This window comes from Pseudoclavibacter sp. RFBA6, from assembly GCF_002931575.1.
Lineage (GTDB): Bacteria > Actinomycetota > Actinomycetes > Actinomycetales > Microbacteriaceae > Pseudoclavibacter > Pseudoclavibacter terrae.
In genome coordinates this window covers 50,323-76,553 of record NZ_PSUA01000012.1, presented here as the reverse complement: position 1 = coordinate 76,553, position 26,231 = coordinate 50,323, and the positions used below count along the sequence as shown (strand labels likewise).

Annotated in this window: 25 protein-coding genes; 17 read left to right on the top strand and 8 right to left on the bottom strand. The window is 67.6% G+C overall.

All coding sequences use genetic code 11. The annotated features are described in order from the left end of the window. Positions 1-37: 37 nt before the first annotated feature. Complete coding sequence (locus C5C17_RS10280; protein WP_146079133.1) at positions 38-943, top strand: hypothetical protein; 906 nt, start codon at positions 38-40, stop codon at positions 941-943. Positions 944-956: 13 nt separating this feature from the next. Here C5C17_RS10280 and C5C17_RS10275 read toward each other — a convergent pair whose 3' ends face one another. The 5 genes from C5C17_RS10275 to C5C17_RS10255 form a co-directional block, all read right to left on the bottom strand. Further along, positions 957-1,547: an SMI1/KNR4 family protein gene (locus C5C17_RS10275; RefSeq protein WP_219820502.1), complete on the bottom strand. Its 591-nt coding sequence runs from the start codon at positions 1,545-1,547 to the stop codon at positions 957-959. A 61-nt stretch (positions 1,548-1,608) separates the two neighbouring features. Further along, positions 1,609-2,238, bottom strand: a complete 630-nt coding sequence (locus C5C17_RS10270) for an NUDIX hydrolase (RefSeq protein ID WP_146079132.1) — start codon at positions 2,236-2,238, stop codon at positions 1,609-1,611. Then, the gene (locus C5C17_RS10265; protein WP_258066160.1) at positions 2,235-3,716 is read right to left on the bottom strand and encodes a nicotinate phosphoribosyltransferase; all 1,482 of its coding nucleotides are present in this window, start codon (positions 3,714-3,716) and stop codon (positions 2,235-2,237) included. Before C5C17_RS10265 ends, C5C17_RS10270 begins: the two co-directional genes overlap by 4 nt. A gap of 45 nt (positions 3,717-3,761) precedes the next feature. Further along, entirely contained in the window at positions 3,762-4,604 is an 843-nt protein-coding gene (locus C5C17_RS10260) for a ribose-phosphate pyrophosphokinase (RefSeq protein ID WP_104253293.1), read from the bottom strand. Between the two features lie 121 nt (positions 4,605-4,725). Then, complete coding sequence (locus tag C5C17_RS10255) at positions 4,726-5,736, bottom strand: acyl-CoA desaturase (RefSeq protein WP_258066159.1); 1,011 nt, start codon at positions 5,734-5,736, stop codon at positions 4,726-4,728. A 386-nt stretch (positions 5,737-6,122) separates the two neighbouring features. On the opposite strand from C5C17_RS10255, the gene C5C17_RS10250 reads away from it, so the two are divergent. The 14 genes from C5C17_RS10250 (at position 6,123) to C5C17_RS10185 (ending at position 21,134) form a co-directional block, all read left to right on the top strand. After that, entirely contained in the window at positions 6,123-6,482 is a 360-nt protein-coding gene (locus C5C17_RS10250; protein WP_104253292.1) for a hypothetical protein, read from the top strand. A gap of 197 nt (positions 6,483-6,679) precedes the next feature. Beyond that, positions 6,680-8,602: a threonine--tRNA ligase gene (thrS, locus tag C5C17_RS10245; RefSeq protein ID WP_104253840.1), complete on the top strand. Its 1,923-nt coding sequence runs from the start codon at positions 6,680-6,682 to the stop codon at positions 8,600-8,602. Further along, positions 8,599-9,171 carry an HIT domain-containing protein gene (locus C5C17_RS10240; RefSeq protein ID WP_104253291.1) on the top strand — a complete coding sequence of 191 codons (573 nt, stop codon included), beginning with the start codon at positions 8,599-8,601 and terminating at the stop codon, positions 9,169-9,171. The genes thrS and C5C17_RS10240 overlap by 4 nt, the downstream gene beginning before the upstream one ends. Positions 9,172-9,290: 119 nt before the next feature. Next, positions 9,291-10,208, top strand: a complete 918-nt coding sequence (gene pdxS, locus C5C17_RS10235; protein WP_104253290.1) for a pyridoxal 5'-phosphate synthase lyase subunit PdxS — start codon at positions 9,291-9,293, stop codon at positions 10,206-10,208. A 7-nt stretch (positions 10,209-10,215) separates the two neighbouring features. Continuing rightward, on the top strand, positions 10,216-10,812 hold the full coding sequence (gene pdxT, locus C5C17_RS10230) for a pyridoxal 5'-phosphate synthase glutaminase subunit PdxT (protein ID WP_104253289.1): 597 nt from the start codon (positions 10,216-10,218) through the stop codon (positions 10,810-10,812). 45 nt (positions 10,813-10,857) lie between these two features. Beyond that, positions 10,858-12,162 (top strand): M18 family aminopeptidase, encoded by a 1,305-nt coding sequence (locus C5C17_RS10225; RefSeq protein WP_104253288.1) that lies wholly within the window; start codon positions 10,858-10,860, stop codon positions 12,160-12,162. A gap of 168 nt (positions 12,163-12,330) precedes the next feature. After that, positions 12,331-13,095, top strand: a complete 765-nt coding sequence (locus tag C5C17_RS10220) for a YebC/PmpR family DNA-binding transcriptional regulator (protein ID WP_104253287.1) — start codon at positions 12,331-12,333, stop codon at positions 13,093-13,095. 5 nt (positions 13,096-13,100) lie between these two features. Next, a complete protein-coding gene (gene ruvC / locus C5C17_RS10215) occupies positions 13,101-13,730 on the top strand; it encodes a crossover junction endodeoxyribonuclease RuvC (RefSeq protein ID WP_104253286.1) in 630 nt (209 codons plus the stop codon). 4 nt (positions 13,731-13,734) lie between these two features. Beyond that, positions 13,735-14,358 carry a Holliday junction branch migration protein RuvA gene (ruvA, locus tag C5C17_RS10210; RefSeq protein WP_104253285.1) on the top strand — a complete coding sequence of 208 codons (624 nt, stop codon included), beginning with the start codon at positions 13,735-13,737 and terminating at the stop codon, positions 14,356-14,358. Continuing rightward, positions 14,355-15,389 (top strand): Holliday junction branch migration DNA helicase RuvB, encoded by a 1,035-nt coding sequence (gene ruvB, locus C5C17_RS10205; protein ID WP_104253284.1) that lies wholly within the window; start codon positions 14,355-14,357, stop codon positions 15,387-15,389. Before ruvA ends, ruvB begins: the two co-directional genes overlap by 4 nt. Positions 15,390-15,514: 125 nt before the next feature. Continuing rightward, the gene (gene yajC, locus C5C17_RS10200; RefSeq protein WP_104253283.1) at positions 15,515-15,922 is read left to right on the top strand and encodes a preprotein translocase subunit YajC; all 408 of its coding nucleotides are present in this window, start codon (positions 15,515-15,517) and stop codon (positions 15,920-15,922) included. Positions 15,923-15,980: 58 nt separating this feature from the next. Further along, on the top strand, positions 15,981-17,744 hold the full coding sequence (gene secD / locus C5C17_RS10195) for a protein translocase subunit SecD (RefSeq protein WP_258066158.1): 1,764 nt from the start codon (positions 15,981-15,983) through the stop codon (positions 17,742-17,744). Then, a complete protein-coding gene (gene secF / locus C5C17_RS10190; RefSeq protein WP_104253282.1) occupies positions 17,744-18,814 on the top strand; it encodes a protein translocase subunit SecF in 1,071 nt (356 codons plus the stop codon). The genes secD and secF overlap by 1 nt, the downstream gene beginning before the upstream one ends. Before the next feature lie 85 nt (positions 18,815-18,899). After that, the gene (locus C5C17_RS10185) at positions 18,900-21,134 is read left to right on the top strand and encodes a bifunctional (p)ppGpp synthetase/guanosine-3',5'-bis(diphosphate) 3'-pyrophosphohydrolase (RefSeq protein ID WP_104253281.1); all 2,235 of its coding nucleotides are present in this window, start codon (positions 18,900-18,902) and stop codon (positions 21,132-21,134) included. On the opposite strand, the gene C5C17_RS10180 is transcribed toward C5C17_RS10185, so the two are convergent. The 3 genes from C5C17_RS10180 to C5C17_RS10170 form a co-directional block, all read right to left on the bottom strand. Then, positions 21,121-21,660, bottom strand: coding sequence for a hypothetical protein (locus C5C17_RS10180; RefSeq protein WP_104253280.1), 540 nt, complete (start codon positions 21,658-21,660; stop codon positions 21,121-21,123). The two genes, C5C17_RS10185 and C5C17_RS10180, sit on opposite strands and share 14 nt — an antisense overlap. Positions 21,661-21,731: 71 nt before the next feature. Next, positions 21,732-22,964 (bottom strand): DUF349 domain-containing protein, encoded by a 1,233-nt coding sequence (locus tag C5C17_RS10175; protein ID WP_104253279.1) that lies wholly within the window; start codon positions 22,962-22,964, stop codon positions 21,732-21,734. 148 nt (positions 22,965-23,112) lie between these two features. Next, positions 23,113-23,892: a peptidylprolyl isomerase gene (locus tag C5C17_RS10170; RefSeq protein ID WP_104253278.1), complete on the bottom strand. Its 780-nt coding sequence runs from the start codon at positions 23,890-23,892 to the stop codon at positions 23,113-23,115. Positions 23,893-23,961: 69 nt separating this feature from the next. On the opposite strand from C5C17_RS10170, the gene C5C17_RS10165 reads away from it, so the two are divergent. Then, positions 23,962-25,287, top strand: coding sequence for a replication-associated recombination protein A (locus C5C17_RS10165; protein ID WP_104253277.1), 1,326 nt, complete (start codon positions 23,962-23,964; stop codon positions 25,285-25,287). Positions 25,288-25,485: 198 nt separating this feature from the next. Further along, complete coding sequence (gene rpsD / locus C5C17_RS10160; RefSeq protein ID WP_068484404.1) at positions 25,486-26,115, top strand: 30S ribosomal protein S4; 630 nt, start codon at positions 25,486-25,488, stop codon at positions 26,113-26,115. The last annotated feature ends 116 nt before the right edge of the window (positions 26,116-26,231 follow it).

Sequence of the window (26,231 nt, the reverse complement as noted above, 5' to 3'; positions counted from 1 at the left end):
TCCGCAGTCACTGCCGAACAAGCGGAGGATCCTCACCATGACATCCGCGAGGGATACGACAGGCTCCGCAGCCGCAGGCAGTCAGCGCTCAAGACTCGAGGAACGCTACTTCCGGCGCATGGCGGCCGCCGTCGACGAGAAGACCGAGCTCACCGACTGGCTTCGCGGTGGACGCGTCCTCGACATCGGCGCGGGCGGGGGAGAGCTGGCGGCCAGGATCGCAGCACTTCCTGACGTCGACGACGTCATCGCGCTCGACGACTCCGTCGACGCGGTCACCCACCTGCGCGACATTCCCGGCATCACCGTGCGGTCAGGGAGGGCAGACCAGCTCGCAGAGCTCGGATTGCGCAACCTGAACGGCATCGTCATGAGCTCGGTGCTGCACGAGATCGCCTCGTACAACCCGCGGGGACCAGAGCAGGGTCGACAGGCCGCGCTGGCGAACCTCGCCGTCATCGGGAGGGCGCTCGCCCCCGACGGGGTGCTGATCGTCCGCGACTTCGTCATGCCGAGCATCCCGGACCGGATGCTGACGCTCGTCACCCCGGGACGGGATGGGGACGCTCTGCTCGGCGCATACCGAGAGCGTGTTCCGTTGCCGGAGCTCGCAGACTTCATCGCGAGCGGGCCGCACACGTTCACGTCGACCGCCCGGGCGGTCACGGAGGCGCTCCTCACGATCAGCTGGGGCGAGGGATCGCTGCCGAGAGAGGCCCAGGAGCAGTACTGCCAGTTCGAGCTCGACGAACTTCCATGCGCGGCTCTGGCGATGGACCCGGAGCTGTCGCTCCTGCACAGGGAGGCGTGGATCCAGCCCGGGTATCGACAGCACCTCGCGGGGTGGACTGTCCTCGAAGAGGACGGGACACCATGGTTCCCGGACACGAAGGCCATCTGGGTCTTCGAGCGGAGTCAGGCGAGCAGCCACGACGGCGACTGAGATCGACCAGCGCTCACGCCGTGATGTCTCGTCCGAGTCGGAGGACGCCGAGTTCGCCATCGACGGTGAAATCCCCGTCGTCGAGGCGGCGGGCCAGACTCGTCAACCAGGCCCCGTAGGAGGCGGCGATCGGAGCAGGAGTCGGGCCGTCGATCGGCAGCCAGATGACCTGCCCACGTCGACCTGCGGGGAGCGGATCCAGATCCACGGCGTGACCGGTCCCGTCAGAATCCGTGAAGCGGAGCCAGCCGCTGCTGTTCGGAATCGTTCGCACCCGATCCGGAGCCATCCACGAGTACTCTGTCGAGCCCACATCGTCGCCGAGCGCGTCGCGACGAACACGATGATCTTCGAGCATCGCTTCGGCGCTCAGGAACGTCAGGTAGTCGAAGAGATCGAGGAGCTGCGTTGGGTTGTCCTGCCCGTCGTGGATGCGGAGGCTCGCCACCAGCTCGTCTGGCAGGTCACCGACTGCACCTGCAAGCCGGTCAAGCGAAGCGTCGTCTGCACCGGGGCGCAACGTGTCCGCCACGGCAGGGACGTGACGGCGCAGGACGCGCTCGATCGTCTCCCACGCCTCTGTGATGTGCGGCATCTCGACCATGGAGTCCCATCCTCTCTTTGAGCGCGAACCTGTAACGTGCGCGGACCTTCCGGGGAATGACTCAGTCGCTCCACTCCCACACGGTCGTGCGCCCCCTGAGTCTGACGCCCGCCGTGTCGGTGGTGACCCGCACGACACCGGTTCCCTCAAGCCAGCGTCGGAAGTTCGGACGATCGTAGGGCTCCGACTCCAGGGCGGCGCCGAGCGCCAGGGCCGTGCCAGAGGTGAACTTCTCGCCGAGCAGCGCTCGCGTGACCTCCCAGTCCCGCCAGACGATCTCACCGAGCCGCACACGCGCCGCCTCTACGATCACAGTGTGGTCGAAGGGCATGGGCGGCACGTCGGCGAGCGGATGCCAGACCAGTTCGCCGGCCCGGGCACCCGCTTCGAGGAACACGAGACTCGCGAGGGAGATCGTCGCGCTGCGCGGGTCGCGCATGGTGCCGTCGAACCAGCCGAGCTGGCGGGTGAACCGCACCTCCGACTCGGGGATACCCGCCTTCGTGCGCATGGCACGCAGCACTGGGCCCGGCCCGTGCTCGCCCGCGAGGAGGAGCACCCCCGGAAGAGCCTCGACCCCCGCATGCGGGTCGTACTGTCGCACTGCCAGGCCGAACTCCAGCCGCTCGTCGCGGTAGCGCACGGGAAGTGCATCCATCGCGACAAGCGGCTGATCGTATGCTCTGCTCAACGCAGCACCGTCTGCTCGGCGAGCACCGCGCGGACTTCGGGGAACGTCTGGCGGCGAACGAACGCCCCGTCCTCCCACACGGTCTGCAGGAGGGACTCAGCCTCCTCCGCGGGTGTGGCGCGCTCGATGAGGCGCATCCGAGCTTCTGCGTCTCGGACGACGGCGAGTCTTCCCGTCGCGCTCTTCTTCGTCCCGCTGTCGGTCACTGGGTCCTTCCGGATGTCGACGCCTCGGCCATCGACTCGAATCCATGTCGCCTTGATCGCGGACATGAACGTGTCCCTGGTCTGGTACTGGTACCCGAAGCTTCCCATGCCGAACACGACGCTGCCAGACGCGAAGCCCTTCGCCGCGAGTCGCTCCGTGATGCGCACAGCCCGCTCACGGGTGATGGAATCGCCGTAGATCGCGCCGATGTGCGGGTCGAGCTCCCGGAAGCCCGCGGCGTTCACGGTGCCGCCGAACGTGTCCCAGAGGAGCTCGATGACCCCCTTCCGCTCGGCCGCGCTGACATCCCGGCCCTCGTCCTCGATACCGCAGAGGATGTCGACTGGATCGCCAGAATCCGGCCGGATGACAAGCTTCCCGTCACGCGCGAGCACATCCTGCTTGAGGGCGGGCAGGTACTCGGTGAGGACGCGCCAGAGGTCGAAGGTGTCGGAGACCACGGAGACGATGCCGCTCGGGTACAGGTGGAGGAGCCGCTCGAACAGCTCCCGCTCGCCGACCGTGGCGATGCCGGCGCACATCACGGAGTGCTCGGTCGCCGGGACGCTCCCGGCGACGAACTCGCCGCCGTAGTGCCGCTCGATCCAATCGATGGACACGAGAGAGTCGGTTCCCGTGAAGCTCAGCAGGTGCGCTGCACCGCTCATCGCCGCAGTCTCGTTGGAGGACATCCCGCGGTAGGAGAAGTCGTGTCCCTGCCAGTCGACGGCCGCGGCCGGCGTGCCCGTCCTGGTCGCCGCGACCTCGAGCGTCTCGCGCATCGCCTTGGCGAGGGTCGCGGTCGTGGAGGCCTGCCAGATCTCCGCACTCAGCACCGTCTCGACGTAGTTGGTCAGCCAGAAGAAGTCGGGGTGCGTGTTCTCGATGGTGAAGCTCGGGATGCGCAGCGGCACCGCCGTGCCCTCTGGGACCGCGCAGAAGCGCAGGGGCAGGAAGCCGAGACGGTGCAGTTCGCGGATATGCGCGCTCCCGATCGTGTTCGGGCCGAGGATGCGCGCGAGTCGCGCCTCGTAGGCCGCGCAGACCTCGTCCTCGTCGGCGTCGAAGAACACCCGGAAGGAGTCCGTGTAGCGCTCGAGGAACGCCTGGAGCCCGAAGTGCACGACGGCCCCGATGTCCGCGATGCGAGATCCGCGGTTCGTGTAGTTGGAGTAGACGCCCGTGACGTTCCCCGCGAGTCCGTACTGCTGCAGGTGGCCGAGCTTGTACGCGTCCGTCTGGAAGAGGGGAGCGATTGCCGTGAAGTTCATGGTCATGCCTTTCTGATGGCGAGGTCCAGGTCCTCGTTGCGCGGTTCAGCGCTCGACGAAGGGGGCGAGGATGTTGCGGATGGAGAGCACCTTGGTGGCAACGCCCTCGCGGGAGGCGCCCGGGTGCGAGTCAGTCGTGATGATCTCCACGAAGTGCTCGCGGAGCGCTGGCGCGTCGCCGGAGAAGACGCCGTGGCTCACGAACAGGGCGAGGCGCTCTCGCGTCAGGCCAGTGGCCTCCGCGAGGCCCCTGAAGGTGCCGCCTCCGTCGCAGATGTCGTCGACGACCAGCAAGCGCCCTTCTGCCGGCAGCTCCTCGCAGCTGAATCCGGAGAGGCGGCCTGTCGCGAAGTCGCGGTGCTTCTCGGCGCGGTACAGCGGGAGGTGCAGGGCAGTCGCCGCAGCCTGTGCGCGGCGGACCGCGCCCGCATCCGGGGCGACGACGCCGACGAAGTCGTGGGTGCCGCCGACACGACCGATCGTGGCGCGACGGACGTACGGTGCCGAGCCGATGACCTTGACGTTGTCGATCATCGCGGGCGCGACCTGGGAGTGCGGGTCGAAGACGATCACCTGGTCGAGTCGGAAGCTGTTGATGAGCTCGGCGTAGACCTTCGCGCCGAACGGCACGCCGCGGTCGGCCCGCGCCGCGGGCAGGTAGGGGAGGAGGGCGACGGCGCGGTGCCCGAGACCGTGGGCGTAGTCGGCCCACATTCCGAGGGCAACGAGATCGGCCGGATCTGCACCTGTGACGGTGGCGTAGGCGGGCACCTCGTCGAGGGTGTGCGGGACGACGAGGGAGACCTCGCCACCCGGGAAGCGCATGGTGCGGATGGCGCTCGTGGCCTTCCAGCCGGAAGGCATCTGTGCTTGGAAGTGGATGCTCATGACTCGAGCATACGCCTCTATTCGTAGATTTACGAATAGGCCTCAGGTGCTGAACAGGAGAAGCGACGAAGAAGGCCCACCCGGATTACCCGGGTGGGCCTTCGACGTGCGTGTGCTCAGGTCAGACGCGACGGAACTGGTTGACGAGCGGGCAGTCGAACGGGTCGCGTGCCTGCAGTCCGACGCGGTTCAAGTACTCGATGACGATGCCGTACGACTTGACGAGCGTCGTCTCGGTGTACGGAACGTCGAGGTTCTGGCAGTGCTCGCGGATGATCTCGCGAGCTCGAGCAAGGTGAGGACGCGGCATGCTCGGGAAGAGATGGTGCTCGACCTGGTAGTTGAGGCCACCCATGAGTGCGCTCGCCCACCAGCCGCCGCTGACGTTGCGGGACGTGAGCACCTGCTTGCTGAAGAAGTCCATCTTGACATCGGCCGGGATGATCGGCATGCCCTTGTGATTGGGCGCGAACGAGGCGCCCATGTACACACCGAAGACGGCCATCTGCACGGCCACGAACGCGAAGGCCATACCGAGGGGGAGGAGCCAGAAGATGGCACCGAAGTAGATCGCGAAGCGCACGGCGATCATGGTGAACTCGACCCAGCGACCCTTGATCGGCTGGCGCGTGAACAGCGACTTGATCGAGCGGAAGTGCAGGTTGTAGCCCTCGAACGTGAGCAGCGGGAAGAAGAGGTAGCCCTGCTTGCGCGTGATGAGCGCGAGAAGCCCGGTCTGCTTCCTGGCGTCTTCCTCCGTGAAGGAGATCGTGTCGAAGTCGATGTCAGGGTCTTTGCCCATCTTGTTCGGGTTCACGTGGTGCTTCGTGTGCTTCGTCATCCACCAGCTGTAGCTCATACCGACGACGCCAGCCGCGAGGAAGCGACCGAGGCGGTCATTGCCAGGGCCGGACTCGAGCACCTGTCGATGCGAGGCCTCGTGGGCGATGAACGCGAACTGCGTGAAGATGATGCCGAGAGCCGCGGCGATAAGCAACTGGAACCAGCTGTCGCCGAGCAGGATGAAGCCGGTGATCGCGCCACCCAGAGCGACGAGGAGGCCGGCGGCCAGCATTCCGTAGAACCAGCGAGTGCGCTTGAGGAGGCCCATCTCACGGATGACCTTCGACACTGCGCTGTAGCTCTGCGTGACGGACTTCGCTCCCGGTGTGCGGGGCTTCGTGGTTCGGACGCGGCCGAGACCCTGAAGCGGGCCTGAGGCCTGGGGGAGCGCGGAAGATGAAGTCGTAATGTGAGGGTCCCCTCGATCAGCAACCTTTGGTTGTCCGTTCGCCAAAGGCAGTCCGCCGATCGCTGACTTCAGGCTAGCCGGATGTGCCGCCCTCTTGGCTGTGTATCTGCACGCGTCGCGTCACCCAGCGTCTTCACACGCGATGTATCTCGATCCGGCGTATCTTGTTCCCATCACGGATCGCGCCGACTGGCGCACTTGGAGGAAGCATGTCTTCGACGGGCAACAGCGCAGGTGCGAACGCAGGGGCACCGAAAGGAGGCCGGGTGCGCGATTCCGCGAACTCTGGGGCGCGCGTGCAAGCCGTGCACACGGGACTCAAGAAGGTCGTCACCGGTCGCGAGAGCATCATCAAGGAGCAGGCGGTGAAGCTGGCCGAGAAGCTCGACGTGAAGACGGACGGGCGACACCATCAGAAGATCCGACTCGCGCTCCTCGCACTGAACAGCCTCGTTGACACGCTCGGCAGGGACGGCACGGCCGCCTCAGAGAAGAAGAGCTCCGCTCGTGCCGAGGGCACGGACCCTGCCGGGAACTCGGGGCGGCCCACGACGGCATCAGCGAGTTCGGACGAGCCCGAGGACATCGGCACCTTCACCGCCAAGGGAAACCGTCCCGCGAAGTAGGGAACTCGTTCGTCGCGCGTCGACCGGTGCTCGGCGTGAGCCGGTGCCGCGATAAAGTGGTCGCTTGTTCATGCCTAACGACAAGGAGCATCGTGACCAGCGATCCCGTTGACCTCGAGACCGAACCCCGCCAGAGCGATGCCGGCGGCGCGACGACCACCGGATTCGAGCTCTTCACCGACCGCTCCGTCGTCGCGATGAAGCTGGACGGGGAACTCGTAGACCTCGCCCGCGAGGTACCGGACGGCGCAGTCGCAGAGCCGGTCACGATCGACAGCGAAGAGGGGCTGAGCATCCTCCGCCACTCCGCCGCACACGTCATCGCGCAGGCCGTGCAGAAGATCAACCCGGACGCCAGGCTCGGTATCGGTCCGCCCATCACCGATGGCTTCTACTACGACTTCGACGTCGAGACCCCGTTCACCCCTGAGGACCTCAAGGCCATCGAGAAGGAGGCCCAGCGCATCCAGCGTCAGGGCCAGCGCTTCGTGCGTCGCGTCGTCACCGACGACGAGGCTCGAGCGGAACTCGCGAACGAGCCGTACAAGCTCGAGCTCATCAACATCAAGGGCAGCGGCGCAAACGCGGACAACGAGTCCGTCGAGGTCGGGGCGGGCGAGCTGACGATCTACGACAACGTCGACCCGAAGACCGGCGAGGTCTACTGGAAGGACCTCTGCCGAGGCCCGCACGTGCCGTCGACCCGCATGCTCAGCAACGGCTTCGCCATCCTCCGCTCCGCCGCGGCCTACTGGCGCGGATCAGAGAAGAACCCTCAACTGCAGCGCATCTACGGCACCGCCTGGCCGACGAAAGACGAGCTGCGCGCCTACAAGGAGCGCATCGAGGAGGCCATGAAGCGCGACCACCGTCGCCTCGGCCGCGAGCTCGACCTGTTCAGCTTCCCGGACGAGCTCGGCTCCGGGCTTCCGGTGTTCCACCCCAAGGGCGGCATCATCAAGCTCGAGATGGAGGAGCACTCCCGCAAGCGCCACGTGCAGGAGGGGTACAGCTTCGTGTCGACCCCGCACATCACGAAGGGGCGACTCTACGAGATCTCGGGCCACCTCGACTGGTATCGCGACGGAATGTACCCGCCGATGCGCATCGACGAGGAAGTCGACGAGGTGGGCAACGTCACGAAGCAGGGCCAGGACTACTACCTGAAGCCCATGAACTGCCCCATGCACAACCTGATCTACAACCAGGGCGCGCACTCGTACCGCGAGCTGCCGTTGCGCATGTTCGAGTTCGGCACCGTCTACCGCATGGAGAAGTCCGGGGTCGTGCACGGGTTGACTCGTGCGCGCGGCTTCACGCAGGACGATGCGCACATCTACTGCACCCGTGAGCAGATGCGCGACGAGCTGTCGAGGACCCTCAAATTCGTGCTCTCGCTCCTCAAGGACTACGGTCTCGACGACTTCTACCTCGAGCTGTCGACGAAGAACCCGGAGAAGTTCGTCGGAGACGACGCCACCTGGGAGGAAGCGACTCGCACGCTCGAGGAGGTCGCGACCGCATCAGGACTCGACCTGGTGCCGGATCCGGGTGGAGCAGCGTTCTACGGGCCCAAGATCTCCGTGCAGGCGCGCGACGCCATCGGTCGCACGTGGCAGATGTCGACCATCCAGCTCGACTTCAATCTGCCCGAGCTCTTCGACATGGAGTACGCGGCCCCAGACGGCACCCGTCAGCGGCCCGTCATGATCCACCGTGCGCTCTTCGGGTCGATCGAGCGCTTCTTCGGCGTGCTCGTCGAGCACTACGCCGGTGCGTTCCCGGTCTGGCTCTCGCCGGTCCAGCTCGTTGCCATCCCGGTCGCCGAGCAGTACGGGGACTACCTGCAGGGCATCGTCGACGAGCTGCGTTCACACGGCGTCCGCGCGGAGCTCGACGCCTCAGATGACCGCATGCCCAAGAAGATCCGCAACCACACCAAGGCGAAGGTGCCGTTCCAGCTCATCGCCGGCGAGGACGATCGCGCCGCCAAGACGGTCTCGTTCCGGTTCCGCGACGGCACGCAGCGCAACGGCGTCCCGATCGAGGACGCGATCCGTCTCGTCCGCGGGGCCGTCGACGAGCACCTGCTCGTGAACACGGCAGAAGACCTGGCATGAGCGCCCTCGGGTTCCCGGACGGCGAGCTGGACGGTCTCGAGATCGAGCGCTCCACCGACTTCGCTGGGGTGCCCGACTCGTTCCAGCGGCTCTGGACGCCGCACCGGATGGCGTACATCCAGGACGGGCAGGACCCGGCCGCGGACGCCTGCCCGTTCTGCGTCGGGCCCACGATGGAGGACGAGAAGTCGCTCATCGTGGCCAGGGGCGAGCACGCGTTCGTGGTCATGAACCTGTACCCGTACAACTCCGGACACCTGCTCGTCTGCCCCTACCGCCACGTCGCGATGTACGACGAGGCCACGGAGGACGAGGTGCTCGAGATCGCACACCTCACGCAGACCGCGATGCGCGTGCTGCGTGAGGTCTCGAACGTGGACGGCTTCAACATCGGCATGAACCAGGGCCGACTGGCCGGGGCTGGGATCGCTGGCCACCTGCACCAGCACATCGTGCCGCGGTGGCAGTTCGACGCCAACTTCTTCCCGATCATCGCCAAGACGAAGGCGTTCCCATCGCTCCTCGGAGAGACCAGGCAGGCTCTCGCGGACGCTTGGCCGCGGGCCTGACATCCAGCGTTCTCATTGGGCACTCGCCCAACCATGCGGGGGCTGCGCCGCGTCTACACTTGAGCACACTTCACACCCGAACCGCCTCGCACTGACTGCACGCGGAGACTAAGGACATCATGAGCGAACGCACTGCCACCCCTGCCGGGGCCGACGGAACCGTCGGCTCGAACCGCGTCAAGCGCGGACTCGCCGAGATGCTCAAGGGCGGCGTGATCATGGACGTCGTCACGGCCGAGCAGGCTCGCATCGCCGAGGACGCTGGTGCCGTCGCCGTCATGGCCCTCGAGCGCGTTCCCGCCGACATCCGCGCGCAGGGCGGCGTCGCGCGCATGAGCGACCCGGACCTCATCGAGAGCATCATCGCCGAGGTCTCCATCCCGGTCATGGCGAAGGCCCGCATCGGGCACTTCGTCGAGGCTCAGGTGCTGCAGGCCCTCGACGTCGACTACATCGACGAGTCCGAGGTGCTGAGCCCTGCCGACTACGTGAACCACATCGACAAGTGGCAGTTCACGACGCCATTCGTCTGCGGCGCCACGAACCTCGGTGAGGCCCTCCGTCGCATCAACGAAGGTGCCGCGATGATCCGCTCCAAGGGCGAGGCCGGTACGGGCGACGTCTCCGAGGCGACCAAGCACATCCGAAAGATCCGCGGCGAGGTCGCGGCCCTGACCTCCATGACCCGCGACGAGCTCTACGTCGCCGCGAAGGAGCTGCAGGCGCCGTACGAGCTGGTGCGCGAGATCGCGGAGACCGGCAAGCTGCCCGTCGTCCTCTTCACCGCCGGAGGCGTCGCGACGCCCGCCGACGCGGCCATGATGATGCAGCTCGGCGCCGACGGCGTCTTCGTCGGCTCCGGCATCTTCAAGTCCGGCAACCCAGCCCAGCGTGCCGCGGCGATCGTGAAGGCGACCACCGCGTTCGACGCCCCGGCCGTCATCGCGGCCGCCTCGCGCGGGCTCGGCGAGGCCATGGTCGGCATCAACGTGTCCGACCTGGCCGCCCCACACCGCCTCGCAGAGCGCGGCTGGTAGCAGGTCGTTGGCAGCTCCCACGGTCGGCGTCCTGGCGCTGCAAGGCGACGTCCGTGAGCACCAGCAGGTGCTCACGGACCTCGGCGCCGAGGTCGTGCTCGTCCGCACTCCGGCGCAGCTCGAAGCCGTCGCCGGACTCGTCATCCCCGGCGGGGAATCGAGCGTCATCGACAAGCTCTCGCGGATCTTCGACATCGCCGAGCCCATCAAGAAGCGCATCGCGTCCGGGATGCCGGTGCTCGGCACCTGCGCCGGGCTCATCATGCTCGCAGACACCGTGCTGGACGCGATCGACGGGCAGCGGAGCTTCGGCGGGCTCGACGTCACCGTCCGCAGGAACGCCTTCGGATCGCAGAACCAGTCGTTCGAGACCGAGCTCGACGTTCCCGAGCTGGGCGAGCCAGCGGTGCACGCCACCTTCATCCGCGGCCCGGTCGTGGACGCGGTCGGCGACCGAGCACGGGTGATGGCCGCCCTGCCTGACGGCCGCGTGGTGGCGGTGTCGCAGGGGAACCTGCTCGGCACCTCATTCCACCCGGAGATGAACGGCGAAACACGGTTCCACAGGTACTTCCTGGATCGCGTCACCGATCACGCCGCCTGACCACACCTATCCACGCATCGACTCGAGAGAAGCCAGGAGACGAACATGGCGAGACGCCGACCGAGCAGAGCCGCGCGAAGCAAGCAGGTCAGCGATTCGCTCGCCGCCTTCATCCGTGACGCACCGTCGTCCTTCCATGCGGCGGCTGAGGTGGCCAGGCGGCTCGAGGACGCGGGCTTCACCTCCCTCGACGAGCGTGAGGAATGGTCGCAGGACGCAGGTGGGTACGTCGTCGTTCGTGACGGCGCCGTCATCGCCTGGCGCGTCCCAGAATCCACCACTCCGACGACACCGTTCGCGATCGTGGGAGCGCACACTGACTCGCCGGGGTTCAAGGTCAAGCCGACCCCCGAGTCGTTGGCGCACGGCTGGCAGCGCCTCGAGGTCGAGGTCTACGGCGGCCCGCTGCTGAACTCCTGGCTCGACCGCGAGCTGCGCGTCGCGGGACGTCTCGCGCTTGCCGACGGCAGGACGGTGCTCGCCGCCTCTGGTCCCATCGCGCGCATCCCGCAGCTCGCCATCCACCTCGACAGGGGAGTGAACGAGCGAGGTCTTGCCCTCGACCCGCAGCGCCACACGCATCCCGTGCTCGGGCTCCAGGCCGCAGGCGGCGTCGTCACCGCTCTCGCGGAAAGTGCAGGCGCGGATCCGGAGACGATCGCGGGGTACGACCTCTTCCTCGCCGACGCGCAGGACGCTCAGCTGTTCGGTCACGGCGACGCACTCTTCGCCGGCGCACGCCTCGACAACCTCGTCAGCGTCCACGCGGCCACGACCGCACTCGTCGAGACGGTCCCGAACGGGGTCATCCCCGTCATCGCGGCGTTCGACCACGAAGAAGTCGGGTCCGCGAGCCGGTCCGGAGCTGCAGGTCCCTTCCTCGGCGACGTCCTCGCACGCATCCAGGAGGGACTCGGTGCGGGTCCCGCGCAGCAGCGGCGCGCGCTCGCAGCCTCGTGGCTCGTCTCCAGCGATCTCGGCCACAGCGTGCACCCGAACTACCCGGAGAAGCACGACGACGAATCCCGACCCATCGCGGGACGGGGCACGCTCCTCAAGCTGAACGCCAACCAGCGGTACGCGACCGATGCCAGGGGGAGCGCGCTCTGGCACGGCGTCTGCCAGAACGCGGGCGTCGCCGTGCAGCCGTTCGTCTCGAACAACGCGCTGCCGTGCGGCTCGACCATCGGCCCGATCTCAGCCACCAGGCTGGGCATCTCGACCGTCGATGTCGGCATCCCCATCCTCTCCATGCACTCGGCACGCGAGCTGGCGGCCATCGCCGACATCGAAGCCCTCGAACGCGCACTCGCCGTCTTCCTGGCCGGTGCCTGGCCAGAGCACGCCTAAGCCGGCGGCCTCGAGCAGGCGCAGCCCAGGAGCACGAGTAAACTGGGGACAGACCGCGCGCCGACGACGACCGGTTGTGTCCCGATTCCTGGGCAACGGTGTCGGCGTGCACACGATCAGAAGCAGGCGCCCGCCTTCGGCGAGACGCGCGAGAACAACGGAGAACACATGTCCGGACACTCCAAGTGGGCGACGACGAAGCACAAGAAGGCCATCATCGACTCGCGCCGCGCGAAGTCGTTCGCCAAGCTCATCAAGAACATCGAGGTCGCCGCCAAGATCGGCGGCGCTGACGTCGCAGGAAACCCAACGCTGGCCGACGCGATCCAGAAGGCCAAGAAGACCAGCGTCCCGATCGACAACATCAACCGCGCCGTCAAGCGTGGGGCGGGCCTCACCGGCGAATCGATCGACTACACGACCATCATGTACGAGGGCTACGGTCCCGGAGGCATCGCGCTCCTCATCGAGTGTCTGACCGACAACAAGAACCGGGCAGCCGCCGAGGTGCGTACCGCCATGAGCCGCAACGGCGGGAACATGGCAGACCCGGGCTCCGTCGCCTTCAACTTCGAGCGCAAGGGCGTCATCGTCGTCCCGCACGAGGAGACGCCCACCGAGGACGACATTCTCGAGGTCGTCCTCGACGCTGGCGCCGAAGAGGTCATCGACCACGGACACGTGTTCGAGATCCGGACCGAGGCGAGCGAGATGGTCGGCGCCCGCGCGGCACTGCAGGCCGCCGGCATAGACTACGACTCCGCGGACGCCGAGTTCGTCCCGAACGTCAAGGTCGAAGCCGACGCCGATACCGCACGCAAGGTCTTCCGCCTCGTCGACGCCCTCGAGGACAGCGACGACGTGCAGAACATCTTCACCAACATCGACGTGTCGCCAGAGGTGCAGCAGCAGCTCTCGGAAGACGACGAGTAGTCCGAGTGCCGCGGCGCATCCTGGGCATCGATCCGGGTCTCACCCGCTGCGGCCTCGGCATCGTCGACGTGCACGGGCGACAGCGGGTCGAGTTCGTGCACGTCTCTGTGGTCACGTCATCACCTGCTGACGAGCTGCCACGGCGCCTCCGGCTCCTCGCCGACGGCATCGAAGCGATCCTCGACGAGTACACGCCAGATGCCATCGCGCTCGAGCGCGTCTTCGCCCAGCAGAACCTCCCGAGCGTCATGGGTGTCGCCCAGATCTCCGGGGTCGTGCTCGTCTCCGCCGAGCGCCGGGGCATCACAGCCGCCCTGCACACTCCCTCGGAGGTGAAGGCCGCCGTCACCGGCTACGGATCCGCCGAGAAGAAGCAGGTCGGCACGATGGTGCAGCGCATCCTGCGCCTGGACGAGATCCCCAAGCCCGCAGACGCGGCCGACGCCCTGGCCCTCGCCATCTGCTCGGCCTGGAAGACCCCACTGGGAACCGCCGCGGGCAGCGCCGCCGAGGCGGCCCCGCTCCGGCGAGCCCCAGCGGCTGCCGGGCGCACGCCCGAGGCGCCGACGGCGGCGCAGAGCGCGTGGCTCGCCGCCGAGCGTGCCGCGAAAACTCGCGGCCGCCGCGTACGGTAGACCGGTGATTGCTTCCCTCCGCGGCCAGGTGCTGTACCGAACCGCCACCACGGTCACGATCGAGGCCGCCGGTGTCGGCTACCAGGTCTTCGTGACTCCGGCCCACGCACTCCAGCTGCGCCTGGACGCCGAGGTGCTGGTGCGCACGCACCTCGTCGTGCGCGAGGACGCGTGGACCCTGTACGGCTTCCAGCGACCCGAGGAGCTCGAGATCTTCGAGCACCTCATCACGGTGACCGGCGTCGGACCGAAGTCGGCGCTCGGTGTGCTCGCGCACCTCGAGCCGGAGCAGGTCGCACGCGCCGTCGCCGAGGAGGACGTCAAGGCCTTCACCGCGGTGAGCGGCATCGGCCCCAAGACGGCCAAGCTCATCATCCTCTCCCTCGCCGGCAAGATCGCTCTCGCCTTGTCCCCGAGTCCTGCGGCTGGCGAGCCAGTCGGCCAGAGCGGTTCCGCGGCACTGCGCCGCGATGTCGTCGAGGCGCTGCTCGGCCTCGGCTACGCGGAACGCCAGGCGGCTCCCGCGGTCGAAGACGCCGCGAAGGCGCTCGACGGCGAGGACCCTGACGTCGCAGCGCTGCTGCGCGCGACTCTGAAGCTCCTCGGACCCGCGGGGAGCCGCTCGTGACCGACGTCTCGCGCATCCCCGAGTCACCGGAATCGGAGGCGGAGATCGCCTTCGAGGGGGCGCTTCGCCCCGCGAACCTCGCCGAGTTCGTCGGCCAGGCGAAGGTTCGCGTGCAGCTCGAGCTCCTGCTCAAGGCAGCGGCCATGCAGAGCCGGACACCCGACCACATCCTGCTGGCCGGGCCTCCGGGACTCGGAAAGACGACGCTCGCCCTCATCGTCGCGGAGGAGACCGGGCAGCCCATCCGCCTCACGAGCGGCCCTGCCCTCCAGCACGCCGGCGACCTCGCGGCCGTGCTCTCGAGCCTCGTGCCCGGCGAGCTGCTCTTCATCGACGAGATCCATCGGATGGCGCGCACCGCCGAGGAGATGCTGTACCTCGCGATGGAGGACTTCCGGATCGACATCATGGTCGGCAAGGGGGCCGGGGCGACCAGCGTGCCCCTCGAGCTCGCCCCCTTCACCGTCATCGGCGCCACCACCCGCGCCGGACTCCTGCCGAACCCGCTCCGAGACCGCTTCGGCTTCACCGCCCACCTCGAGTTCTACGAGGACGGGGAGCTCGAGCGTGTCCTCGCGCGCGCGGCTCGCCTCCTCGATCTCCGGGTCGACGATGCGGCGCTCGCCGAGATCGCGACCCGCAGTCGGGGAACGCCCCGAATCGCGAACCGGCTCCTGCGGCGAGTCCGCGACTACGCGCTGGTCCACGAGACCGATGCAGACGAGCAGGCCGTGCAGCACGCGCTCCTCGTCTACGACGTGGATGCGCTCGGCCTCGACAGGCTCGACCGGGCCGTCCTGCAGGCGCTCATCGATCGTTTCGCCGGGGGACCGGTCGGCGTCAGGTCCCTCGCCGTCTCCGTCGGCGAGGAGGCGGAGACCGTCGAGAGCGTCGTCGAGCCGTTCCTCGTCCGCACGGGACTCGTCACTCGAACGCAGCGGGGCCGCGTCGCCACGCAGCAGGCCTACGCGCACCTCGGCCGGACCCTGCCGGGCGGCGCCGTGCCGCAGGGGCCCCGCCTCGATATCTAGCCCTCCCGCCAACCTTCGATCACTGGCTGAGCGACATCCGCACGACCGCGACGTACACTAGATGCGTTTGCCGTCGTTCCGGGCGTGCATAGTCGTAGTACGGACTGCCAGAAAGGCACCCACATATGGATCTCACGCTCCTCCTTCCCCTCGTCCTCCTCGGCGTCATGATCTTCTTCATGTGGCGCAGCAACAAGAAGAGGACCCAGCAGCAGCAGGAGATGCGCAGCAGCGCCGTCATCGGTGCGGACGTCATGACGCAGAGCGGCGTGTACGGCACCATCGTCGACATCGACGAGGACAACAACATCACGACGATCGAGTCCGAGCCCGGCACGCGGCTCCGCGTGCACTCGATGACGATCGCGAACATCCTCACCCCGTCCGTCCCGGACGACGCATCCGCGCTCTCCGTCGAGGAGACCGTAGAGGAGTTCCCCACCACTGAGCCCGAGCACCGCGACGCCGCGGACGCAGACCGCCGCGACGGCGACAACGGCTCCGAGTCCGGACCGAACACCAACAAGGCGTAGGCGACTCCCTCACCTCTCACGCACGGGCCTCGTCTTGAGGTCAGAAGGCAGAACTCTCTTGGCGAAGTCGACAACGTCATCGGCGCGTCGTGGTCGGGGTGCTGGCATCGTCCAGCGCGCCTGGCGCACGCTCACGTGGCTCCTGATCCTCATCCTTGCCCTCGTGGGCCTCAACTGGCTGGCCGTCGCCACACAGGGCGGCCAGTGGACCCCGCGCCTCGCGCTCGACCTCGAGGGTGGCACCCAGGTCGTGCTCGCCGCCCAGCTTCCAGAGGGGCAGGCCGACCCGTCATCTGAGCAGATGCAGCAGGCGGTCTCCATCATCCGCCAGCGCATCGACGCCTCGGGTGTCTCCGAGGCCGAGATCACCACGCAGGGCGGACGCAACATCGTCGTCTCCGTGCCCGGTGAGATGGACCAGCTCACCCGCGACCGCATCGAGAACTCGGCCAAGCTCGAGTTCCGCGCCGTGCTCGTCGCCGACCAGGCCGCGAACACCCAGGCCATCCCGGCAGACCAGCTGCCTGAAGAGCTGTCGACCACGCCCACCGCCGAGCCGACCGACGCAAGTGACCTCAACTGGGTCACCGAGCAGATGTACGTCGACTTCCTGCAGTTCAACTGCGCCGACCTCGCTCCGGCCGCCGACATCGACCCGACCCAGCCGCTCATCACGTGCGACGACACGGGCACGGAGAAGTACGTCCTCGGCCCCGTGGAGGTCACCGGAGAGCGGATCGCCGACGCCACGAGCGGTCTCACGACGACGAGCACGGGCGCGACCACGAACCAGTGGGCAGTCAACATCGAGTTCGACGCGCAGGGCACCCAGGAGTTCGCCGCGGTGACCGAGCGACTCGTAGGCCTCACGGAGAACCAGAACAGGTTCGCCGTGACGCTCGACAACCAGGTCATCGTCGCACCGACCACCAACGCCGCGATCACCGACGGCAAGCCGCAGATCTCCGGCAACTTCAACGAGGAGAGCGCGAAGGCCCTCGCCGACCAGCTGAAGTTCGGCGCGCTGCCGTTCAACTTCGTCGCGCAGTCCACCTCCACCATCTCGGCCACGCTGGGAAGCTCGCAGCTCGTGAACGGCCTCATCGCGGGCCTCATCGGACTCGCCGCCGTCGTGGTCTACTCGCTCTTCCAGTACCGGACGCTCGGGCTCGTCACCGTCGCATCGCTGGTCATCGCCGCGGCCTTGACCTACATCGTGGTCACCTACCTCTCCAACCAGGAGGGGTACCGGCTGTCACTCGCGGGTGTCGCGGGCCTCATCGTCGCCATCGGCATCACGGCGGACTCGTTCATCGTGTACTTCGAGCGAATCAAGGATGAGCTGAGAGACGGCAAGGGACTCGTCTCCGCCGTCGAAGGCGGATGGACGCGCGCGATCCGCACGATCCTCGCATCCGACGCCGTCAACTTCCTCGTCGCGATCGTCCTGCTGTTCGTCGCCGTCGGCAACGTGCGCGGCTTCGCGCTGACCCTCGGCATCACGACCATCATCGACATCATCGTCGTGACCCTCTTCACGCACCCGCTCATGCGACTCCTCGCACGGACCTCGTTCTTCGCAGACGGCCACCCGGCCTCCGGCCTCGACCCGCGCTCGCTCGGCGCCGTCTACCGCGGCCGCGGAACGTTCCGCACCCCCGAGCAGAAGAAGCGCGGCGCGTCTCGTGAGGCGACGAAGCGCCAGACCCTCGCCGAGCGCAAGGCGGAAGCCGCCAAGAAGGGCGGAGCCGACGACCTCGTGAGCGCAGGGACGCCTGCGGCGGAGCAGACGTCGACGACAAGCAAGGGGGAGAAGGCCTGATGAGCAAGTTCCAGACGCTCGGCAACGACCTGTACACCGGTGAGCGCTCGATCGACTTCGTCGGCAGGCGGAAGATCTGGTTCTCCATCGCGGGAATCGCCGTCCTCATCTCCATCCTCGTCCCGATCCTCCGGGGTGGCCTCGAGCTCGGCATCGAGTTCACCGGCGGTTCGGAGTTCCTCGTCTCGCAGCCGGCGACCGACGAGCAGGAGCCCGCCATCGCCGCGGCGGCCGAGTTCACGCCCACGCCCGCCAAGGTCGCCGTCCTCGGCGACGGCGGCATCCGAGTCCAGACCGACTCCCTGTCCGAAGAGGCCAACACCGAGCTGCGCGCGCAGCTCGCTGAGGCCTACTCCGTTCCCGTCGAGGACGTCAACCTGTCGACGATCGGGCCATCTTGGGGCCAGGACATCACCAGGCAGATGGTGATCGGCCTCGCGGTCTTCGTCGCGATCGCCGCCATCCTCATGTCGCTGTACTTCCGCACCTGGAAGATGTCCGTAGCGGCGCTCGTCGCCCTCGCCCACGACCTCGTCGTCACGGCGGGCGTCTACGCCATCACCGGCGTCGAAGTCACCCCGGCGGCCGTGATCGGCTTCCTCACCATCCTCGGCTACTCGCTGTACGACACCGTCGTGGTGTTCGACAAGATCCGCGAGAACGCCGAGGACTACAACGCGGAGTCCTCCCGGACCTTCGGCGAACTCGTCAACCTCGCGATCAACCAGACGCTGGTGCGCTCGATCAACACGTCGGTCGTCGCGCTCCTCCCGGTCGGCGGGATCCTCTTCATCGGCGCCTTCCTCATGGGAGCCGGCACGCTCCGCGACATCGCGCTCGCACTGTTCATCGGCATCTTCGTCGGGGCCCTCTCGACGATCTTCGTCGCCGGCCCGCTCTACGCGGCGCTCCGGTCGCGAGAGCCGGAGATCGCACGCACCGACAAGCGCATCCTGGCAGCGCGTGCTCGCACGCAGAAGGATGGCGGCGACGTGGAAGGCGACGCTCTCGACGACGACGCGGAGACCCCGGAGGCATCCGAGTCGGCGTCGAAGGCATCGGCGTCCTGACGACCGTCCGCACGGTGATAACTTGTCATCACCCTGGTCCGCGTATTCACGCAGGCCAGGGTGATGATGCATATGGAGGTGCTGCATGAGCGAAGTTTCCTCGCTGCGCTGGCGAATGCCGAGAATGTTCGCGAAGCAGCCTGTGCACGTTCTCGAGCCGATTCTCAAATCGCTCAGGAAGCACGACCCCCGCGCCAACACCGCGCTCGTGCAGCGCGCCTACGAGGTCGCGAAGGATGCGCACGAGGGGCAGTTCCGACGCAGCGGCGAGCCGTACATCACCCACCCGGTCGCGGTCGCCAAGATCCTCGCCGACCTCGGCATCGGCTCGATCACCGTGGCAGCGGCCCTCCTCCACGACACGGTCGAGGACACGGAGTACACGCTCGACGAGCTCCGCTCAGATTTCGGTGACGAGATCGCGATGCTCGTCGACGGCGTCACCAAGCTCGACAAGGTCAAATACGGCGACAACGCGCAGGCGGAGACCGTGCGCAAGATGGTCGTCGCGATGTCCAAGGACATCCGCGTCCTCGTGATCAAGTTGGCCGACCGTCTCCACAACGCCCGAACCTGGGGCTTCATGTCGCCTGAGAAGGCGAAGAGCAAGGCCAAGGAGACCCTGGAGATCTACGCCCCGCTCGCGCACCGGATGGGCATCCAGGCGATGAAGAACGAGCTCGAGGATCTCTCGTTCGCCGTCATCAACCCCAAGATCTACTCAGAGATCAAGAACCTCGTCGCTCACCGTCAGCCAGAGCGCGAGAAGTACGTCCAGCGCGTCATCGCCGAGGTGCAGTCCGACCTCCGCCAGCTGAAGATGCGCGGCGACGTCTACGGGCGCCCCAAGGAGCTCTACTCGATCTACCAGAAGATGATCGTCCGCGGGCGGGACTTCGACGAGATCTACGACCTCACCGCCATCCGGCTCATCGTCGACTCGGTCCGCGACTGCTACGGCGTCCTCGGAGCGATCCACGCACGGTGGACGCCGATGCCCGGCAGGTTCAAGGACTACATCGCGACGCCCAAGTTCAACCTCTACCAGTCGCTGCACACGACGGTCATCGGGCCGGACGGCAAGCCGGTCGAGATCCAGATCCGCACCGTCGAGATGCATCGTCGCGCCGAGTTCGGCGTCGCGGCGCACTGGATGTACAAGCAGAACGCCCAGTCAGGCAAGCAGGACAAGGCTGATGAGACCCGGACCGAGATGGCCTGGCTCAAGCACCTCAGCGACTGGCAGCAGGAGACGACGGACCCGGGGGAGTTCCTCGACTCGCTGCGCTTCGACCTGGGCGCGAAGGAGGTCTACGTCTTCACGCCGCAGGGAAAGGTCATCGGTCTCAGCGCCGGAGCGACACCCGTGGACTTCGCGTACGCCATCCACACCGACGTCGGTCACCGGACGATGGGCGCGAAGGTCAACGGGCGGCTCCTCCCGCTCGACTCCAAGCTGCAGAACGGTGACGTCGTCGAGGTGTTCACCTCGAAGAACCCGGACGCGGGACCGAAGCAGGACTGGCTGACCTTCGTCGCCAGCGCCAGGGCGAAGAACAAGATCAGGCAGTGGTTCTCGAAGGAGCGCCGCGACGAGGCGATCGAGCAGGGCAAGGACTCCGTCGCGAAGGCACTGCGCAAAGCGGGGCTCCCGCTTAACAAGGACCATGTCCAGGAGGCGTTCTCGTCCGTCGCCTCCAACCTGCGCTACCTCGACGTGACCGCCCTCTACGCGGCGGTCGGCGATGGACACGTCTCCACGCAGTCCGTCATGGAGAAGCTGCAGGCCGCGCTCCGTCAAGAGCAGGACGTCCCGGCCGCCGACGAGGCGCCGCAGTTCACGCCAGGCACGACCATCCCCACGACGAGCGACTCCGGAGTGCTCGTGCGCGGCGCGCCCGACATCCTCGTCAAGGTCGCCAAGTGCTGCACTCCGGTTCCGGGTGATGAGATCCTCGGCTTCGTCACGCGCGGGCAGGGCGTCTCCGTGCACCGTTCCGACTGCAACAACGTGGCAAGCCTCCTCCGCGAGCCGGAGCGCATGATCGAAGTCCAGTGGGCGCCGAGCTCGTCGAGCGTGTTCCTCGTCAACATCCAGGTCGAGGCGCTCGACCGGTCTGGCCTGCTGAGCGACGTCACACGGGTGCTGAGCGAGCACCACGTCAACATCCTCTCGGCAACCGTGCACACCTCGAAGGCGCGCCTCGCGATCAGCAAGTTCTCCTTCCAGATGGGCGACACGACGCACCTGGACCGCGTGCTCAACGCGGTGCGTCGTATCGACGGCGTGTACGACGTGTACCGCGTCAAGACCCAGTAGCGGCCCTCGCCAACGTCGCACGCCTCCTCGCCAGGGCGGCGAACGGCCGACGCAGCGTGACGCGGGCCGCGAGCAGTTCGACAGGATCCAGGTCGAGCCGCCGCACGGCGAGATCGATGGTCGCCTGCTCGGTTCCCGGGTCGTGCAGCAGGTCGAGCAGAGCCAGCCACGGCACGACGACCCGCACGCCGCCGACGAGCCGGACCGCCGCGTCTGGGGGCGCGGTGGACCGATAGCGCACGCCGGCGAGTTGCTGCCTGGGTGGACGCGCTCCGCGCTGCGTGGAGATGGTGAGCGCTGACGGTGCAGGTCCGCCTGTGTGCACCCAGATCGCTGAGGCCCCGCCCACGGCAGCGCTTCCCGTCACCAGCGGCGCGACCGACGCGGCTCGGTGTGCCGGCGTGAGGCGGTCTGCCACGGACGCGTACGCGAGTGCGCAGTCGTGCCCGAAGCGCACGACGACGCCGTCGCGCCACATGACCTGCAGCTCTGCATCGGGCAGCGGACGAAGTGGGGCAGGATGCACTCTCGCATCCTGCCCCACCTGGTGGCCGTCTCGCCGGTCAGCTCGGTGAGCTGTGGACAGCGTTCGACGTTCTAGCTGCCGATGGCTCCGAGCCACACGCGGCGGGCTTCGAGCGCCTCCTCGGCTTCCTTCACGGCACGCGTGTCGCCGCGGGCCTCCGCGGCAGCACGCTCGGCCTCGAGCTTCTCGATCGCCTCGGTGAGCTGGCTGTGCATGCCCTGGCTCCGCGCCTGACGCTCCGGGTTGGACTTCTGCCAGTGGTCGTCGTCGAGCTTGCGGACGTGCTGCTCGATCGCGCGGAGACGGTCCTCCGTCGCCTTGAAGTTCTCACGGGGGACACGACCGATCTCATCCCAGCGTCGCTGGATGTCGGCGAGCTTTTCGCGTGCCGCGCGACGGTCGGTGATCTGGAGGATCGGCGTGGCCTCCTCGAGCAGCGCGGCTTTCGCCTCGTAGTTCGCGGCGTACTCGACGTTCTCGGCCGCGTCGACCTCGCCCTTCGCCTGGAAGAGCACGTCTCCGGCCGCCTTGAACTGGTTCCACAGCGCATCGTCGTACTTGCGACCCGCGCGGCCAGCAGCCTTCCACTCGTCGAGCAGGCGGCGGTACTCGGCCACGCCGTCCGCGCCGCGAGGGGCGAGCGCCTCGGCGCGCTCGAGGATCTTCGTCTTCGCATCCCGAGCGGTCTTGTGGCTGGCATCCAGCTCGGCGAAGAAGGCACGACGCTCGCGCTCGAGCGTGCTCCTGGCACCACGGAAGCGCTTCCAGAGGGCATTGGCCTCGGCCTTGGGCAGACGCGGCCCATCCTGCTGGTGCGCCTTCCACTTCGTGAAGAGCTCGTCGATGCTCGCCGTCGTCTGCTTCCACTGGATGGAGGCCGGGGGCTGAGCAGCAAGGCGCTCAGCCTCGACGACGATCGCCTCGCGTTCCGCGAGAGCCCCGGCGATCTCCTCCTGCTGCGCCTCACGCTGCTGCTCGGTGAGCTCGCTGACCGTCCCACCGAGCGCCTCGAGGCGCGACCGGAGCGCCGCGAGGTCGCCGACGGCGTTCGCGTCGCTCAGCTGCGCGCTGAGGTGCTTGGCCGACTTCGCGATGTCGGAGGCCGGGGCGCCGTTCTTGACGCGCTGCTCGAGCAGCGAGACCTGCCCCTCGAGGTCAGAGAACTTGCGGACGAAGTACGCGAGAGCCTCCTCTGCCGTGCCGTCCGGGTACTGGCCGACCTTGCGCTCAGTCCCTTCTTCGATCACGTACACGGTGCCGTCTTCTTCGACGCGGCCCCACGGGTTCTGGGGGAGTGCAGACATGGCGGGTATTCCCTCACGGTAGGCGTTTGCGCAGCTTGCGCGACTGACTCCCCATGCTAGGACACTGCGGACGCTTCGTTCACCAGCGCATGCCCAGTCTCCGGAGGCGACGGGGAGCCCTGTCGCCGCGTCCGGGCGGCCCGACCCGCTACTCGAGGGTGAGCGACGTGATCACCGCAGGTGCGACGGGCGCACCATCGCCGCCCCCTGAAGCGGGGTCGACGCCGGCATCCACGATGCCCGAGATGAGCTGATCCAGTCCGTCCGTGACCTGACCCATGACGGTGTACCCACCTGCCGCGTCACCGGGCAGGGTCGTGTCCTCGTAGACGATGAAGAACTGGCTTCCCATGCTCTCGGCGTTGCCGCCCTGGCGGGCCATGGCGATGGTGCCGGCCGGGTAGACCCCGTCCTCCGGTGCGTTCTCGATCGGGCCCCAGCTGTAGCCGGGCCCACCCGTCCCGCTGCCGGTCGGATCGCCGCACTGGAGCACGAACAGCCCCTCGGTCGTGAGGCGGTGGCAGGACGTGTCGGTGAAGTAGTTCTCACCGCTGAGGGAGACCATGTTCGCGACCGCCTGGGGAGCCGCCGCACCGTCGAGCTCGATGCCGAGCGTGAGGTCGTCGTTGAAGGTCAGCTCGCCCGTCCAGGTACGCGCCTCGGCGATGGCGGGGTCCGGTACCTCTCCGGCGGGCGTGGCGGCGGGCGTCGAGGTCGCGTCCGCTGCGGGGGCCGGGGCACCGGGGCCACCCGTGAAGTAGAAGACCTGCAGGGCGCCGACGACAAGCGCGACGACGACGAGCGCGACGGTCCAGACGCGGTTGTCTCGACTCCGACGTCGGACACCCCGTTCGTGGACGGCGACGCGCGCCTCGTACTCGCGGGTACGCCGGCGCTGTTCACGCGTGTTCTTCTCCGAAGTTGCCACTGTGCCTCATTCGCTTGTCCTCAGCATGCCGTGCAGGCACCAGAGGGGAGTTTACTAACATCGGGCCTCATGACCGGTGACGCGCCAAGCCTGGCGGGGACAACCGCGCCCCTCGCGGTGCGGATGCGCCCGCGATCTCTCGACGAGGTCGTCGGCCAGCGGCACCTCCTGCGGCCGGGATCGCCCCTCCGCGCGCTCGCATCCCCCGAGCAGGACGCACGAGCCGGCACCTCCGTGATCCTCTGGGGTCCGCCAGGAACGGGCAAGACGACACTCGCGCAGGCGATCGCGCACACCTCCGGCAAGCGGTTCACCCAGCTCTCCGCGATCTCGGCCGGCGTCAAGGACGTCCGCCAGGTGATGGATGAGGCGCTCACGCAACGCGACCTCTACGGCATCCAGTCGGTGCTGTTCCTCGACGAGATCCACCGGTTCACGAAGGCGCAGCAGGACGCGCTCCTGCCAGGCGTTGAGAACGGCTGGGTGACGCTCGTCGCAGCCACGACGGAGAATCCGTCGTTCTCGGTGATCAGCCCGCTGCTCTCCAGGAGCCTGCTGCTCACGCTGCAACCGCTCGACGAGGCGGATCTGATCGAGCTCATCGACCGCGCCGCAACCGACAAGCGAGGACTCTCCGGGGTCTTCGAGGTCGCAGACGACGCCAAACGGGCTATCGTCCAGTTCTCCTCCGGCGACGCGCGACGCGCGCTGACCACACTCGAGGCGGCGGCCGCCGCAGCGCAGGCCTCCGAGCAGACGACCATCGACGCCGAGCTCGTCGCGAGCGCCTCCGACCAGGCGCTCCTGCGCTACGACAGGGACGGCGACGAGCACTACGACGTCATCAGCGCGTTCATCAAATCCGTCCGAGGGAGCGACCCGGACGCTGCGCTCCACTACCTGGCGCGGATGATCGTCGCGGGGGAGGACCCGCGCTTCATCGCCCGGCGCCTCATCGTGCTGGCAAGCGAGGACATCGGACTCGCGGAACCGCGCGGACTCGAGATGGCAGTCGCCGCGGCAGATGCCGTGCAGCTCATCGGAATGCCAGAAGGGCGGATCCCGCTCGCCCAGGCCACGGTGTTCCTCGCCACGGCCCCGAAGTCCAACGCCGCGTACTCCGGCATCAACGCCGCCATCGCCGATGTCAAGGCGGGCGGCATCGGCCGCGTTCCCAAGCACCTTCGGGACGCGCACTACGCAGGAGCGAAGCGCCTCGGTCACGGCAAGGGGTACAAGTACCCGCACGACGACGCGCGCGGTGTCTCCGAGCAGCAGTACCTCCCCGACGAGCTGAGCCAGCGCGAGTACTACTCGCCGACCCGCTTCGGCGAGGAGCGCGAGATCGCTGCCAGGCTCGAGAAGCTCCGCGCCATCACCAAGCCGGGTACCTGAGGGCATGCCGCACTGTGCTAGTCTTTCTCGGTCTACGTCCCGGGATCGCGTGCGGCTGCGCGTCCGAGAGTAAGGCGTGCAGTCTGTAGCCGACGCACGCGCGACACTGCTCAAGTTTGACGCCGGGGCATGGCCTTGGCGGAGAGCAACTTCATTTCTGCGCGCTCACGCGCGCCAAACTTCGCTCGAAAGGCAATTGTGTCCAAGACCTCACGTTCACGCAGCAAGGTGCGCCTCAGCCGCGCACTCGGCATCGCACTCACTCCGAAGGCAGAGCGCGCGCTCGAGAAGCGCCCGTACGCACCGGGCGAGCACGGCCGCACGCGTCGCAAGACCGACAGCGACTACGCCGTCCGTCTCCGCGAGAAGCAGCGCCTGCGCGCCCAGTACGGGCTCCGCGAGAAGCAGCTTCGCATCGTCTTCGAAGAGTCGCGTCGCGCGGCAGGCCTGACGGGTGAGAACCTCGTCGAGCTGCTCGAGATGCGCCTCGACGCGCTCGTCCTGCGTTCGGGCTTCGCCCGCACGACGGCCCAGGCTCGTCAGCTCGTGGTGCACCGCCACATCCTCGTCGACGGCAAGCTCGTCGACCGCCCCAGCTTCCGCGTGAAGCCGGGACAGCTCATCCAGGTCAAGCAGCGCTCGGAGGCCCTCGAGGTCTTCCAGGTCGCCGCAGCCGGTGGCCACGCGGACGTCCTCCCGAAGCTCCCCGCGTACCTCGATGTCGACCTCGCAACGCTCCAGGCGCGCCTCGTGCGTCGCCCGAAGCGCGTCGAGGTCCCGGTGACGTGTGAAGTCCAGCTCGTCGTCGAGTACTACGCTGCTCGCTAGCCAAGCTGGCGCTCCGGTTCGCCGCAACTGGCAGTTCGGGGCGACCCGAGCAGCCGGAGCCAACTAACATAGGGGCGGGTCATCGCGAGATGACCCGCCCTTTTGTCTGTCCTGCG